This window comes from Roseovarius mucosus (assembly GCF_002080415.1).
GTDB classification, from domain to species: Bacteria; Pseudomonadota; Alphaproteobacteria; order Rhodobacterales; family Rhodobacteraceae; genus Roseovarius; species Roseovarius mucosus_A.
Genome location: NZ_CP020474.1, coordinates 83,285 through 96,821, shown reverse-complemented (window position 1 = coordinate 96,821; position 13,537 = coordinate 83,285). Strand labels below are relative to the sequence as shown.

At 61.7% G+C, this 13,537-nt stretch carries 12 protein-coding genes and 1 tRNA gene; 9 read left to right on the top strand and 4 right to left on the bottom strand.

Annotation, left to right across the window (positions count from 1 at the left end; all coding sequences use genetic code 11):
• Positions 1-60: 60 nt before the first annotated feature.
• Positions 61-1,836, bottom strand: a complete 1,776-nt coding sequence (locus ROSMUCSMR3_RS00470) for an SLC13 family permease (RefSeq protein WP_081506104.1) — start codon at positions 1,834-1,836, stop codon at positions 61-63.
• A gap of 133 nt (positions 1,837-1,969) precedes the next feature.
• Here ROSMUCSMR3_RS00470 and murJ point away from each other — a divergent pair, with 133 nt between their 5' ends.
• The 3 genes from murJ (at position 1,970) to ROSMUCSMR3_RS00455 (ending at position 5,993) form a co-directional block, all read left to right on the top strand.
• Positions 1,970-3,478 carry a murein biosynthesis integral membrane protein MurJ gene (murJ, locus tag ROSMUCSMR3_RS00465; RefSeq protein ID WP_081506103.1) on the top strand — a complete coding sequence of 503 codons (1,509 nt, stop codon included), beginning with the start codon at positions 1,970-1,972 and terminating at the stop codon, positions 3,476-3,478.
• Between the two features lie 259 nt (positions 3,479-3,737).
• Positions 3,738-4,061 (top strand): DMT family transporter, encoded by a 324-nt coding sequence (locus ROSMUCSMR3_RS00460; protein ID WP_008280854.1) that lies wholly within the window; start codon positions 3,738-3,740, stop codon positions 4,059-4,061.
• 276 nt (positions 4,062-4,337) lie between these two features.
• Complete coding sequence (locus ROSMUCSMR3_RS00455) at positions 4,338-5,993, top strand: calcium-binding protein (protein WP_081506102.1); 1,656 nt, start codon at positions 4,338-4,340, stop codon at positions 5,991-5,993.
• Positions 5,994-6,321: 328 nt separating this feature from the next.
• Here ROSMUCSMR3_RS00455 and ROSMUCSMR3_RS00450 read toward each other — a convergent pair whose 3' ends face one another.
• On the bottom strand, positions 6,322-6,681 hold the full coding sequence (locus ROSMUCSMR3_RS00450; protein ID WP_157667255.1) for an MGMT family protein: 360 nt from the start codon (positions 6,679-6,681) through the stop codon (positions 6,322-6,324).
• A gap of 22 nt (positions 6,682-6,703) precedes the next feature.
• Entirely contained in the window at positions 6,704-7,132 is a 429-nt protein-coding gene (locus ROSMUCSMR3_RS00445; RefSeq protein ID WP_081506100.1) for an SRPBCC family protein, read from the bottom strand.
• 342 nt (positions 7,133-7,474) lie between these two features.
• Here ROSMUCSMR3_RS00445 and ROSMUCSMR3_RS21545 point away from each other — a divergent pair, with 342 nt between their 5' ends.
• Both ROSMUCSMR3_RS21545 and ROSMUCSMR3_RS00435 read left to right on the top strand, forming a co-directional pair.
• On the top strand, positions 7,475-7,690 hold the full coding sequence (locus ROSMUCSMR3_RS21545; RefSeq protein ID WP_217521281.1) for a hypothetical protein: 216 nt from the start codon (positions 7,475-7,477) through the stop codon (positions 7,688-7,690).
• A 183-nt stretch (positions 7,691-7,873) separates the two neighbouring features.
• Positions 7,874-8,194 carry a MarR family winged helix-turn-helix transcriptional regulator gene (locus tag ROSMUCSMR3_RS00435; RefSeq protein ID WP_157667254.1) on the top strand — a complete coding sequence of 107 codons (321 nt, stop codon included), beginning with the start codon at positions 7,874-7,876 and terminating at the stop codon, positions 8,192-8,194.
• Positions 8,195-8,263: 69 nt separating this feature from the next.
• On the opposite strand, the gene ROSMUCSMR3_RS00430 is transcribed toward ROSMUCSMR3_RS00435, so the two are convergent.
• Positions 8,264-8,353, bottom strand: a tRNA-Ser gene (locus ROSMUCSMR3_RS00430).
• Between the two features lie 201 nt (positions 8,354-8,554).
• Between ROSMUCSMR3_RS00430 and ROSMUCSMR3_RS00425 the strand changes: the two genes are divergently transcribed.
• The 4 genes from ROSMUCSMR3_RS00425 to ROSMUCSMR3_RS00410 all read left to right on the top strand — a co-directional run bounded on the left by ROSMUCSMR3_RS00425 (position 8,555) and on the right by ROSMUCSMR3_RS00410 (position 13,535).
• A complete protein-coding gene (locus ROSMUCSMR3_RS00425; protein WP_081506097.1) occupies positions 8,555-10,165 on the top strand; it encodes a GMC family oxidoreductase in 1,611 nt (536 codons plus the stop codon).
• A gap of 198 nt (positions 10,166-10,363) precedes the next feature.
• The gene (locus ROSMUCSMR3_RS00420; RefSeq protein WP_008280846.1) at positions 10,364-11,419 is read left to right on the top strand and encodes an AI-2E family transporter; all 1,056 of its coding nucleotides are present in this window, start codon (positions 10,364-10,366) and stop codon (positions 11,417-11,419) included.
• 130 nt (positions 11,420-11,549) lie between these two features.
• Positions 11,550-12,845, top strand: a complete 1,296-nt coding sequence (gene hisD, locus ROSMUCSMR3_RS00415; protein WP_081506096.1) for a histidinol dehydrogenase — start codon at positions 11,550-11,552, stop codon at positions 12,843-12,845.
• A gap of 9 nt (positions 12,846-12,854) precedes the next feature.
• Positions 12,855-13,535 (top strand): aspartate/glutamate racemase family protein, encoded by a 681-nt coding sequence (locus ROSMUCSMR3_RS00410; RefSeq protein WP_008280844.1) that lies wholly within the window; start codon positions 12,855-12,857, stop codon positions 13,533-13,535.
• The last annotated feature ends 2 nt before the right edge of the window (positions 13,536-13,537 follow it).

The window sequence follows — 13,537 nt, the reverse complement described above, 5'->3', positions numbered from 1 at the left end:
ATCGAGCAGGTCGGCAAACCCGCCACTGACTTCGCGCGTGATTTCACGGCCGCCTGACGCTTAAAACGGAAAGAAGATCGGGATGATCAGCACCGCGACCACGGCGAAAATGATGTTGAGCGGCAGGCCCACCTTGATGAAGTCGGTAAATTTATAGCCCCCGGCACCATAAACAAAGGTGTTGGTCTGGTAGCCGATAGGTGTCGCGAAGCTGGCCGAGGCGGCGAACATCACCGCCATGATGAAGGGGCGCGGGTCAAAGCCCAACTCGATGGCCAAGGCAATGACGATCGGGCCAATCAGCACAGCGACCGCGTTGTTCGAGACCATCTCGGTCAGCGCGCTGGTCAAGACATAGACGGCGGCGAGGATGGCGAGCGGGCCAATCCCGCCCACGGCACCCACCACCGCCTCGACGATCACACGCGCGGTGCCGGTTTCCTCCATCCCCATCGACAGGCCAAGCATCCCGAAAATCAGGAACAGGATACGCCAGTCGATGGCTTCAAAGGCTTCCTCGGGATCGACGCAGCGGGTCATCATCACCACCACCGCCCCGATCACTGCGAGACCGGCGATGGGCATGACGTCGAAGGCCGCAAGCCCCATCACGGCAAGGATCGTCGCAATGGCAATGGGCGCCTTGGAGCGTCGCTGCGGGCGTTCGGTCGGGGTTGACAGGTTGACGATGCCGCCATCCTCCATCATCCGTTGAAGCCCCTCGGGGGGACCTTCCAGCAGCAGCGTGTCAGCGAATTGCAGGCGCAGATCCTGCAATTCCTCGCTAATTTTCTGTTCCTGCCGATGCACGGCCATCAGGTAGACGCCGTATTTGCGGCGCAGCTTCAAATCCTTGATCGGCCGCCCGCGCAGGTGCGAGTTCGGGCCAACGCTGGCCTCCATCGTGATGGTTTGGTCGGCGGTGACGGGTTCCACATCGTGGTCGTCCCGGTCCCGAAACGCGATCTGTCCGTCTTCCTTAAGCCCGAGAATCTCACCCGTTCCGGTTTTGAGGACCAGCCGGTCACCAACCTCGAGCACGAGGTCGTGCATCGTGCGGCGCATCGAAACTTCTCCGCGAACGACATCGAGGATGCGCGTCTCGGCGGTGTTGAAGGGCAAATCAGACAGCCGCCGCCCCACGTATTTCGATCCGTTGGGGATCAACAGTCGGGCCAGAAAGCGGCGCTTGCCCTCTTGCCCCAGCAACCCAGAAAGCGACGCACGGTCGGGCAGCAGAAAGCGGCCGGCAAAGATCATATAGGCCATGCCCACACCGGCGAATATCAGACCGGGCAGCGTCATCTCGAACATCGTGATCGAGGGCTGGCCCGCCTCCTGCGCGACGCCGCTCATAAGTATGTTGGTCGAGGTTCCCACCAGCGTCAGCGTGCCACCAAAGATCGCCGCAAAGGACAAGGGGATCAGCATACGCGAGGGGGCCACGCCCACCGAGGCCGCGACCGAGATCATGATCGGCGTCAGCAAGATCACGACAGGCGTGTTGTTCATAAAGGCCGAGGCCCCCATGGTGCCCACCATCATCAAGAGCATCGCCCGCAGGAACGATCCCCGCGCCTGTTGTTTCAGCAGGTCACCCACGATGGTCAGCACGCCAGTGCGTTCAAGCGCTGCGGAAATGATGAACATCATCGCAATGGTGATCGGCGCTGACGAGCTGAACACCGTCAGAAAGTCTCGTGTTTCGATGATTCCCGTGGCCAGCAATGCCGCCGACGCCGCCAAAGCGGTGACCTCGGGCGGGTATACCTCCTTGACAAAGCTCAGGAAAACCACGGCGACAAGCGCAAGAACAAAGATCTGGTCGAGACTCATGGGCGATACTCTCGAAGGCGATGGCATTTTCCAACAATAAACGATAAAGTAACTCGTGTTTTCAATTGCAATCTGCCGAAACTCCCCGAGATCACCGGGAAAAAGCGATGGCTCCAGAGGATCGCCCTACCCCATGCTGCGCAAGCTTGGCACCGTCTCGGGTCTGACATTGGTCAGCCGTCTTCTTGGCTTCCTGCGCGACGTGGTTTTGGCCGCAACGCTGGGTGCAGGGCCGGTGGCAGATGCCTTTATGCTGGCCTTTCGTCTGCCAAACCATTTTCGCGCCCTTCTGGCCGAAGGTGCGTTCAACGCCGCCTTCCTGCCGACATGGGCCGCAGCCGATGCAAGCGGTCGCGACAGCGCGCGCCTTGGCGCGGAGATTTTGGGTTGGCTCACGCTCGCCAATCTTGTGCTGTTGTCGTTGGCGCTTGGGGCGACCGGCTGGATGCTGGCGGTGCTGGCACCCGGCCTGTCACCCGCCGACGAGACTTGGCCGCTGGTCGTCACGCTCACGCGGATCACCTTTCCTTACCTGCTCTGCATGTCACTGGTCGCCTTCCTCGCGGCCCTCTTGAATGGGCGCGATCACTTTGCCGCGCCAGCGGCAGCGCCGATCCTTCTCAACCTGTGCATGATCGGCGCATTGCTTATGGCCCAACACTTTCCAAGCACCGCCCATGCCGCCGCCTGGGGCGTCATGGTGTCGGGCGTGGCGCAGGTTATCCTATTGGCCGGTGCCGCAGGGCGCGCGGGCCTGCCCCTGCCGCGCCCCCGGCTGGGCCTGTCGCCCGATACCCGGCTGGTGTTTCGCCGCCTTGGGCCCGCGATCCTCACCTCGGGCGCGCTGCAGGTGGCGATTTTTGCCGACACGATCATCGCCACCTTCCTGCCTAGCGGATCGCTCTCGCATCTTTACTATGCCGACCGGCTCTACCAGCTGCCCATCGGCCTGATCGGTGTTGCACTCGGCACCGTCATCCTGCCCGATATCGGGCGTCGCGCGGGCCTAGGAGACGAGATGGGCATGCGCGCCGTGCTCGACCGGGCGCTGCTAATCTGCTTGGCCGTGGGCGTGCCCGTCGCGGTGATGATGGCGACACTGGGCGATTGGGCTTTGCGCATTCTGTTCGTCCGGGGCGCGTTTGATCTGGCCGCAGCCGAGGCGTCAGCGGCCATCCTTGCGGCTTATGCTCTTGGTCTGGTGCCCGCGCTCGCGCTGCGCTCGCTCGTCGCTGGGTTCCATGGGCGCGGGGATACAAGAACACCACTGCGGCTGCTTGTTGCAGCAACTGTGGTCAATATCGCACTCAAGATCGCGCTCACCCCGTGGCTGGGCGCTGCCGGGCTTGCCGTCGCAACATCGGCTGGGATCGCGCTCTACGCGGCGCTCTTGTTCCAGACAGGCCGCACCCGAGGTTTCCTCACAGGCCCATCTGCACGGTCGAGCGCGATCCTGATCGCATCCGGTGCGGTATCGGCGCTGGCAATCTGGTGGTGGCGGGATGCCATCCTCGACGCTTTGGTCGCAGTGGGACCGGCAGGCGGGTTGCTCACAGCGTTCCTTGTCGTGGTGTCCCTCTCCGGCGCATTTCACGGGGCTGCGACCTTCGTCGCACTGAAGGTTGGCCACACCCGACCATAGCATCAAGCGCGATGCGCTAGCCTACGCCTCACGCTCCTTTTCTACTCGATGACCGGGGGGGGCGTCGCCCTCACGAGGACGGCAAGCTGCCTTTTGACAGTGGCAGGCATAAGGCCCGCTCTGTCGGTCACTAAAATGTCGTCTCAATCCGCACATTGACCACCGCTTGCTTCACTAGTACCTTTGATCGCGCGCGGGACGACCCGTGCCTGACGCATCCATTTCGGGACGACCCGACCTTAACATGAAGGGGTCTCCTTTGGCTTGGATCTATCTTGTTCTCGCTGGCCTGCTTGAAATCATTTGGGCTTTTTCCATGAAGAAATCCATGGGGTTCACGTTGCTGATACCCAGTGCAATCACCATTGGAACCATGATCGCAAGCTTTGCTTTGCTCGCCGTCGCGATGCGGTCGCTCCCGCTCAGCACCGCCTATACTGTTTGGACTGGGATTGGCGCTATTGGCGCTTTCACGGTGGGTGTCTTGGTCCTGGGAGAGTCCGCGTCACCGACGCGACTGATTGCGGCGGCGTTGATCGTTTCAGGCATTGTGCTGATGAAGATCTCGAGCTCGACTGCCTAGCAAACGTCGCTTTAGAACATGTACTCCGGCGGTCAGCCTCAGGTCTCATTGGCTAGTCCAGTGGCAATCCGATCAGGGATCTGCCGCTGAACGTGATGTTGGTCATCCGACATCGCTTTCAACGCCCGCGGCGGACCTCCTACCTAGACTCGATGTGCCCAAGGGTCTTGACCCGTGCGCAAAGTGACGCCAGCATTACACATACACCCTTATGATTTTAGAATTTTGGTTCAATATTCTGTAGTTAACCCACAAAGCATTCTTGGGAGCGCCTATATGACAACCTATTTTATCGTCCTCCGTGAGCTTGGAATAAACGAAAGCGACAATCTCAGCGGTGCGAATATCGCTCTACCGGACAGCTTTGATGCGACTGTTGACGCGTTGATTGACGGCTTTGGTGCCGTGCCGTTCCGGGTCGCTGCGGAAACTTTGCCCACAGTTTTGGCTGCACGAAACGGCATTGACGGCGTTCTTGTCCCAGAGGAGCTGCTACTGGGCGTCGATCCCATCGATTTTTCCCAACTCAGCGTGGCGGCATTCCGAGTTGACGACAGATTCTTCTCAGGCGATGGCGCCTTTGTCTTGATCCCCAGCGAGCTGCCGGTCCCTCCAAACACCGAGACGGGCGAGCCAAACACGAATGAAGAAACCCCAATAGACTCCGAGGGTGGCACGAGCACACGGATCTATCTGCTTTCCCGCGACGGAGCCCTAAGCGACACGAGCGCTATTGCAGGCTTGAAGATTGCCGTAGAGTCGGACGTAGATGACAGTGTCATGACACGCCTCTCCAACCTCGGCGCGATCCCCATCCGCATCGCGGTTGCGGAACATTACCAAGCCCTACAGACCGGCGTGGTTGATGCTGTCGTGCTGACGGAAAGCCGTCTGCTTGGTGACATCGGCACAAGCTTGCTCGCAGACTTCGATTTGGACGTCTATTTGGTTGACGACAGTTTCTTTACGGGAATTTTGGCAGGGTCCGTCGCCACAACCGAACTGCCCGTCAACGGAGGCCCGGATACGGGCGGACCAGATGAGCCCAATTCACCTCCACCGGACAGGTTCTTAGAGGGATCAGGTGGCAACGACACACTCCGTGGGGGTGAGGGGAACGACACGATTGCCGGGGGCGATGGCGATGACAGCATCGAGGCCGGTGGCGGCAACGATAATATTTCCGCTTCGGATGGGAATGACTTTGTAGATGCCGGCGCAGGTAATGACAGTGTCGGCGGTGGTCTGGGCAATGACACGATCTTTGGCACTACTGGGGATGATGTCATGGGTGCCGGTTTTGGCGACGATGTCGTATCGGGAGGCCTTGGCAATGACGTGGTGGCTGGCGGTGCTGGAAACGATACGCTGGAGGGGGGCGACGGCAATGACAGCATGTCTGGCAGCTTTGGCAATGATCTTATCAGCGGTGGAGACGGGGCTGACGACATAGGGGGCGGCACCGGACGCGACACGATTGACGCCGGAGCAGGGAATGACCGCGTCGGAGGCGGCGAGGGAGATGACAGCATTCAGGGCGGTGCTGGCAACGACTTCCTTGCAGGCGGCGGCCGCAACGACACCATCGACGGGGGCACCGGCGCTGACACGATCAACGGGGGCGCTGGCAATGACCGCATGACAGGGGGTGCGGGCGCCGATCAATTCGTATTCAGCGCCTTCAACGAGGGCGAGACCGATGTCATCACTGATTTCCAAGATGGGATCGACCGTCTTTTCATCCGGATCATCAATCCCGACACTGGTGAGACGAACATCACCAACGGCAACGCGGGGCTTTCTGGCTTTGTGGCGGCCTTGGGCATTCTCGACACAGCAGCCGGTGCGCAACTCAACGTGAACGGCCATCGCGTGCTGATTGAAGGGATCGCTGCGGCGGATCTCACTGTGGATGATTTCCAGTTCCTGTGAAGCGCGAAACGCAGGCCGTTCAATCCCTCAATTTTGGATAGGGGTTTGGATCGGGGGCAAATATCGCTCTGTTTGAACGAGGCATCGGGCACGTAGAGCTGCGGATCGCGTCTTTACCGGGGATGAGACATAGTTGGATTTCAGAGGCATCTGCGTCCAAGCCTCCTCGCGTAAGGGCCAGTGCTCGGCTCCAGCCGCATAACCCTAGAATACAACGCAAATCCAGCCGCAGCCGGATCGGGAGAAGAGTTTTTCAGGGTCAAGTGGCGGAGCGGGAGGGGCGTGAATCCCACCTTTTTCGCCCTCATTGTGAAGGCACCCTGTCGGCCTAGGCGGGCTCATCGTCTTCAAGATCGGCCCAGAACGTCGATAGGTGGGTATCCGGCGGCTGCCAGCACGTGACGGACGCCATGTCGAGCCGGTCGCCGTCGACAAACGGCACCCCCTCTGCCTGAAGAAGGCCGATCTGGCGTATCGTGCGCGGGCGTCCCATCTGCGCCTTCGTGAACGCGCCACCTCTCGGGATTACCCTGTGCCACGGCAACAACTCGGCTTCATCATCGCCAAGCCGCGACAGGATATGCGCCACGTGGCGAGCAGGCAGGTTCAGCGCCTCGGCCAGCGTCGCGACCTCCACCACCGAACCGACGGGGATTTCGCCCACATATCCCAGAAGTGCACGCCTCATGTTGGCGTAGGCGACGGACCTCTCAGGCAAGGTTGATCCGCGCCCGAGCGCCCTCGATAAACCGCGCTGTCTGGGCCGGAAGTCCGGCCGCGTGCCTGCGACCGACGACACGGCCCCAGACCGGTGCAAGAGGCCCCGTGATCTCGATATCGACGCGGATCCTGGTCCCGAGCCCGTCCGGAATCAGCGTGTGGCGGGTGCGCATGACCGCAAGCGGCATTCGGCAGACATCGGCGTAACGCGACGGCGCTTCGAATTCGCCGATAACGAAGTTCAGTCTCGGGCCGCCTTTCGGTTTGAGGACGAAGGTCACTCCGGGGCCCGGCTCTTCATCGATCTTCAGACACTCGATATTCCGGTCCACCTCGGGCCAGCGGGCGACATCCGCGAGAACGGGCCAGAGGTCTTCGCACGTCAGGGGCGTGTCTTCCTCGTAACGGTAGTGCCACATTGCGTCCTCGCAAAACCTGATTTATCTTGATGATCAAGATTTATGGCCACTATCGAGCCTGTCAAGAGTGGGAGAGAGCTTTCACTCACAAGCTGGCGCAGAACGGGAGCATGACATGAAAATTGAAAACTTACCCCGCGCTTTAGGCGTGTCCTATCCACAATCCTTCTGGTTTTATGGCTGATCGCCGTGGCCGTCCTATGGGTGCGCAGCAGCCCGGACGATCCTCTCCAACCTTGGAAATGGTGGCTTCTGACCGTCTACGTCATCGGCGTGCTGGCCGCTCTCGTTCACGCCAATCGTCGACCGTCGGTCACCCTCGACATCGGGCGACCTGGGCACATGACGCTCACCGTGGCGACGCTGTTCCGGCGGCGGACGCGGCGGATCAGACCGGATGATGTCATGGGCATTGCCGTTTCCGAGAGGAAAGATCAGGATAGTGATCCCTACTTCCGCGCCATTGTGTCATTCATGGATGACAGGCAGTGTGTCGTCGCAGACGGGCATCACCGGAACGTGATCGACAGAACCGCCGCGATGGTGAGCGACGCCTAGCGAGTGACCCGAGACGTTAGCTTGGGGTGAGCAACAAGAGAAAGGCCAGCCTTGACAGAACATTCACACCGCGGACGGTCAGACGAAATCCTCGCTGCCACGCGGCGCCTCTACGAAGCCGTGTATCGCTTTGACTCTTGGGCGGCGTCCGAGCTGGGACTGCATGTCACCGACCTTCGCTGCGTGAACGCGCTGGAAAACGGGCCGCTCACGGCAGGTGAGATCGGCGGGCGCCTTGCGCTGACCAGCGGATCGGTGACAGCGTTGATAAACCGCCTTGTGAGTGCGGGGTTCGTGGAACGTATCGAAGATGCCCACGATCGCCGCCGCGCCAAAATCGCACTGACTTCAAAGTTCCGTGCCAATGCGGACCGCGTCTATTCCTGCCTCGGCCGCGCGATCAGCGCCGAATTCGCGCAATGCAGCCCTGCCGAGAGCCTCGCTGCAATCAATACGATCGAAAAGCTGGAAGCGGGTTTTTCGGAAACGTTGCACCGAGATTGAACGCATCAAAGCGAGGGATCCCACACACCCCCAAGACACGCCCCTGTTTCGATTTGGGTCGCGATTGTGTGGCGGAGCGGGAGGGATTCGAACCCTCGAGACGGTTCCCCGCCTACACACTTTCCAGGCGTGCGCCTTCGACCACTCGGCCACCGCTCCATCGGGCGGGTTCTAGCCGCAGGGGGACGGGGTTTGCAAGGGGGAGAATGCATGCCAGGGCGGGAAAAGAGCAAAGCGCTTGACATCGACCTGCCACAAGGTTCTGTCGGAAAACTGTCAGGCTTGGCGTTTTCCGGCATTCCGGGGCGGGGGCGGATTTGTAACGCTGGCGCGCGATCAAAAGGCAAAGGCAGGCGAAACGTGACAGACCACGACTATATCATCGTCGGCGCAGGCTCGGCGGGGTCGGTACTGGCCGACCGGCTGAGTGCCAATGGGCGGCACCGTGTGTTGATTCTTGAGGCCGGGGGACGTGGGCGCAGCCCTTGGATCGCCCTGCCCCTGGGCTATGGCAAAACCTTTTTTGACGAGCGTCTGAACTGGAAATACGAGGCCGAACCGGAAGAGGCGCTCGATGGGCGGCGCGGTTACTGGCCGCGCGGCAAGACGGTGGGCGGGTCGGGGGCGATCAACGCGATGGTCTATGCTCGCGGCCTGCCCCACGATTTCGACGATTGGGAGGCGGCGGGTGCCACCGGCTGGGGCTGGAGCACCGTTCGTGCCACCTATGAGGCCCTAGAGACGCAGGTCTCGCCCGATGGCACGCGGCGCGGCAGCGGACCGATCACGGTGCAGGATGTCTCGGACCAGATCCACCCGGTCAACCGGCATTACTTTGCCGCGCTCGATGAATTGGGTCTGCCGCGCACCGACGATCTCAACGACCCGAGTGGCGAAGGCGGCACCGTTTACCGCATCAACACTGCGGGCGGATTGCGCAACTCTTCGGCGCGCGCCTGTCTCAAACCCGCGCTGAAACGCCCGAATGTGACGTTGGTCACAGGGGCCTTGGTGGACCGCCTCGAATTTGACGGCAGCCGGGCGGTCGCCGTTCATTACCGTCGCGGCGGGCAAAGCCACGTTGCGCGCGCGGGGCGCGAGATCATCCTGAGTGCAGGTGCCGTTACCTCGCCGCGCCTTTTGCAGATCTCGGGCATCGGCCCGGCGGATATGTTGCGCCAGCATGGCATCACGCCATTGCGCGATTGCGCCCATGTGGGCGGCAATCTTCAGGATCATCTTGGAATCAACTATTATTTCCGCGCCACCGAACCGACGCTCAACAACGATCTTGCCCCCTTCATGGGCAAGGTGCGCGCGGCGCTGCGTTTTGCCCTGACGCGGCGCGGGCCCCTGTCGCTCTCGGTCAATCAATGTGGCGGTTATTTTCGCTCAAAGCCGGGGCAGAACCATCCCGATCAACAGCTCTATTTCAACCCTGTCACCTATACGACCACGCCTGCGGGCACCCGCTCGGTCGTGCGCCCCGATCCGTTTCCGGGGTTCATCATCTCGTTCCAGCCCTCGCGCCCAACCAGCCGAGGCCGCATCGACATCAGCGGCCCCAACCCCGAGGCGCCGCCCCTCATTCAACCCAATTCGCTCGCGACCGAAGAAGACCGCGCGCAGGTGATTGCGGGGGGCCGCCTGTGTCAGCGCATCATGTCCACGGCAGCACTGACCGCCTTGGTCGAAAGTGCCATGTATCAGGACCTGCGGACCATGGACGATGCCACCATTCTTGAGGATTTCCGCAAACGCTGCGGCACCGTGTTTCACCCGGTCGGAACCTGCCGCATGGGATGCGATCCGGCGCAGTCCGTGGTCGACCCACAGCTGCGGGTGCATGGGGTCAAGGGGTTGCGGGTGGTTGATGCCTCGGTGTTTCCCAATGTCACGTCAGGCAACACCAACGCGCCCACCATGATGCTGGCTTGGCGCGCCGCGGATCTGATCCTTGGGGAGGTCTGAGACCCGCTACAAATCAAGGCAGGCGGCGGAAACACCTGATTTTATAGGCGAAAGGCCACGTTCTGCGATTGTCAGCCGACGCGATATTCCCGATACTGCATCCTATCCAAATCAGAAGCAGGCCAGACGGTGACACCAAGAGACCAAGACACGCGCCCTACCGGCCAGAGCACGCCCGAGTTGCAGCGCATCCGCACCGTGGCGCAGATCATCATCGCCTTTGCGGTGGTGCTGTTTCTCTTGGTGCAGGCGCGGTTCTTGCTGATTTCTTTGGCCACGGCGATCATTTTGTTCAGCCTCACCTCGGATGCCATCACCTCGATCGCGCGGGTGCGCCTTGGGCCGGTGCGCGTGCCCAACTGGCTGGCCAGCATCGTAGCGCTCTTGCTGATTTCGGCGGCGTTGCTCAGCCTCTCGGCGGTTATCCTGTCGCAGATCAACACGGTGCTGTCGACCACGCTGGCCTATACCGACCGCGCGCCACAGGCGATATCCGCCATGGTGGCTTGGCTCGGGCCTGATGCCGAAGAGGCGGTATTCAATGCGGTCTCGACCCTTGATGTGGCGGGCTATCTGCGCGCCTTGGCCGGTCAGGCCGGGGGGATCATGCAGGGCACGGTGCTGGTGATCCTTTTTGTTGGCTTCCTTTTTGCCGAGCGGATTTGGTTCACAACCAAACTCGAAAGCCTCTTTGGCGATGCCAAAAAGGCCGAACGGGTGGGCCGCATCATCAGCTCGATCATCCACCGGGTAAATTACTACCTGCTGGTCAAAACGCTGGTCAGTGTCGTGACAGGCCTCATGGTCTATGGCGTGGCGCAGTTTTTCGCGCTCGATCTTGCCGGGGCATTGGGCATCCTGACGTTCGTGCTCAATTATATCCCTTCCATCGGTTCGATTGTGGCCACGGTGCTGGTGGCGCTGGTGGCCTATGTGCAACTGGCGGATGGCACCACGGCGCTGGTGATTTTCCTGATCGTGGGGATCATTCAGTTTATCAATGGCAATATCATTGACCCGATGCTGATGGGCCGCGCGCTGCGCGTCTCCTCGTTTGGCATCATCATCAGCCTTGCGTTCTGGGCGGCGGTCTGGGGAATACCGGGGATGTTTCTGGCCGTGCCGATTATGGTGGCGCTGATGATCGTCTGCAGCCATGTGCCGGGTTTCCGCGCCATCGCCGTGTTGCTGTCGCGGGAAGGGCTGCCCGAAACCGATCAGGATCTTGACGCGCCCAAGCGCAGGCGGGGCTGATCGGCACGGGCCATTTTCGGAAATCCCGAAACCGGCTTTCAGCCGCTGGAAAAAGCCGATCCTTACATCGGCAAATCCCTTGCCGTTGGCCGCAACGCCCCCCATTCCTTGGGTCAAAGGAGTTGCCACCATGCCGATCACCCCGCTCAAGACCGCCCCCGGAGAGCCGCCGCACACCGCCCATGACGTGGCCGACACCGTCCAGATCATGCTGGCCCGGTTGCGCACAGGCGGCGCACAGGTGGCGCTGGAATATGCACGGCAGCTTGATGGCTGGCAGGGTGGCATCACCGTGACCCACGCCGAGGTTGCCGCCGCGGTATCCCGTGTGCCCGTATCGCTCAAGGCGGATATCCAATGGGCGCATGACAATATCTCGCGCTTTGCCGCGGCACAGCGCGCCACGGCACAGGATATGGAGATTGAATTGCGGCCCGGACTGCGCGCCGGGCAACGTCAGATACCCCTTGGGGCGGCGGGCTGTTACGTGCCCGGCGGGCGCTATAGCCATATCGCTTCGGCACTGATGACCATCGCCACCGCGCGCGAGGCGGGCGTGGCTGACATCACCGCCGTCTCGCCCCCCTGCGGCGATCAGGGTATTCCCGATGCCATGCTCTATGCGATGGATCTGGCAGGGGCCACGCGCATCCTGACCATTGGCGGGGTGCAGGGGGTTGCGGCCATGGCCTTTGGCCTCTTTGGCGCACCGCCTGCCGATATTCTGGTCGGACCCGGCAATGCCTATGTCGCCGAGGCCAAGCGCCAACTCTTTGGTCCCATCGGCATTGATATGTTCGCAGGCCCGACCGACAGCCTCATTCTTGCCGATGACACGGCCGATCCCGAAACCGTCGCCGCCGATCTGGTTGGACAGGCGGAGCATGGGGCGAATTCGCCGGTCTGGCTCGCAACCACGCATCGGCCATTGGCCGAGGCCGTGATGCTTCGTGCCCCGGCCCTTATCGCCAGCCTGCCAGAGCCGAACCGCGCCGCCGCCACCGCCGCTTGGCGCGATCTGGCCGAGGTGGTGCTGTGCGATACGCCCGAGGACATGGCGCAATATGCCGATGCCAAAGCGCCCGAACATCTGCATGTGCAGGCGCGCGATCTGCCGTGGTGGCGCACGCGCTTGCAGGCCTATGGCTCGCTCTTTCTTGGGGAAAACACGACCGTTGCCTTTGGCGACAAGGCGGCAGGCCCCAACCATGTCTTGCCCACCTCTGGGGCTGCGCGCTATACCGGAGGCCTATCGGTGCACAAGTTCCTGAAAACCGTCACCTGGCAAGAGGTGGACGACCGCGCGCTGCCTGATCTTGCGCGCGTGACCGCCAGCCTCAGCCGCGCCGAACGGATGGAGGGGCATGCCCGCAGCGCAGACATCCGCACAGGTCCGATTGACCGCGCGGCAACATCGACAGGATAAGACCGCCAGATGAGAACCGTGGGCATTCTGGGGGGCATGGGCCCCGAAGCGACCGTGCTTTTGATGCAAAAACTGCTGGCCGCCGTGCCCGCGCGCGACGATAGCGATCATATTCCGCTCATCGTGCATCAGAATTCGCAGGTGCCCAGCCGGATCAAGGCGCTGATCGAGGGCACCGGCGAAGACCCCGGCCCGGTTCTGGCCCGCATGGCCTGCGATCTACAGGCAGCGGGGGCAGAGGCGTTGGCGATGCCCTGCAACACGGCGCATCACTACGCGCCCGCCGTTGTGGCCGCCACGCCCCTGCCCTTTCTCAACATGCTGGATCTGACGGCGCAGTCGCTCGCCCGCCAAGGCGCGCGACGAGTCGGGATGCTGGCCTCACCCGCAACCCGGCTGGCGAATGTTTTTGCCGCGCCCTTCGCCGCCCATGGGCTGACCCCGGTGTTCCTGCCCGATGACAGTGGAATTCTTGCGATCATCCGCGCGGTCAAGGCGGGGGAACCACTGGCAACCCTCAAGCCACAGCTCGCCCAAGAGGCCGAGGCGCTCTTGGCCCATGGGGCCGATCACCTGTTGGTGGCGTGTACGGAACTGTCCTTGATGACAGATGCCCTGCCCGCAACGGCCCCGCATACCGACAGCCTCGATTGCCTCACCCAAGCCATAGCAGACTTTGCAAAGGGCTGAAC

What these genes read in the sequence shown, in the direction of transcription:
- ROSMUCSMR3_RS00470 (WP_081506104.1), bottom strand. Translation starts at nt 1,836, where the DNA reads ATGAGTCTCGACCAGATCTTTGTTCTTGCGCTTGTCGCCGTGGTTTTC.
- murJ (WP_081506103.1), top strand. Translation starts at nt 1,970, where the DNA reads ATGCTGCGCAAGCTTGGCACCGTCTCGGGTCTGACATTGGTCAGCCGT.
- ROSMUCSMR3_RS00455 (WP_081506102.1), top strand. Translation starts at nt 4,338, where the DNA reads ATGACAACCTATTTTATCGTCCTCCGTGAGCTTGGAATAAACGAAAGC.
- ROSMUCSMR3_RS00450 (WP_157667255.1), bottom strand. Translation starts at nt 6,681, where the DNA reads ATGAGGCGTGCACTTCTGGGATATGTGGGCGAAATCCCCGTCGGTTCG.
- ROSMUCSMR3_RS00445 (WP_081506100.1), bottom strand. Translation starts at nt 7,132, where the DNA reads ATGTGGCACTACCGTTACGAGGAAGACACGCCCCTGACGTGCGAAGAC.
- ROSMUCSMR3_RS21545 (WP_217521281.1), top strand. Translation starts at nt 7,475, where the DNA reads ATGACGCTCACCGTGGCGACGCTGTTCCGGCGGCGGACGCGGCGGATC.
- hisD (WP_081506096.1), top strand. Translation starts at nt 11,550, where the DNA reads ATGCCGATCACCCCGCTCAAGACCGCCCCCGGAGAGCCGCCGCACACC.
- ROSMUCSMR3_RS00410 (WP_008280844.1), top strand. Translation starts at nt 12,855, where the DNA reads ATGAGAACCGTGGGCATTCTGGGGGGCATGGGCCCCGAAGCGACCGTG.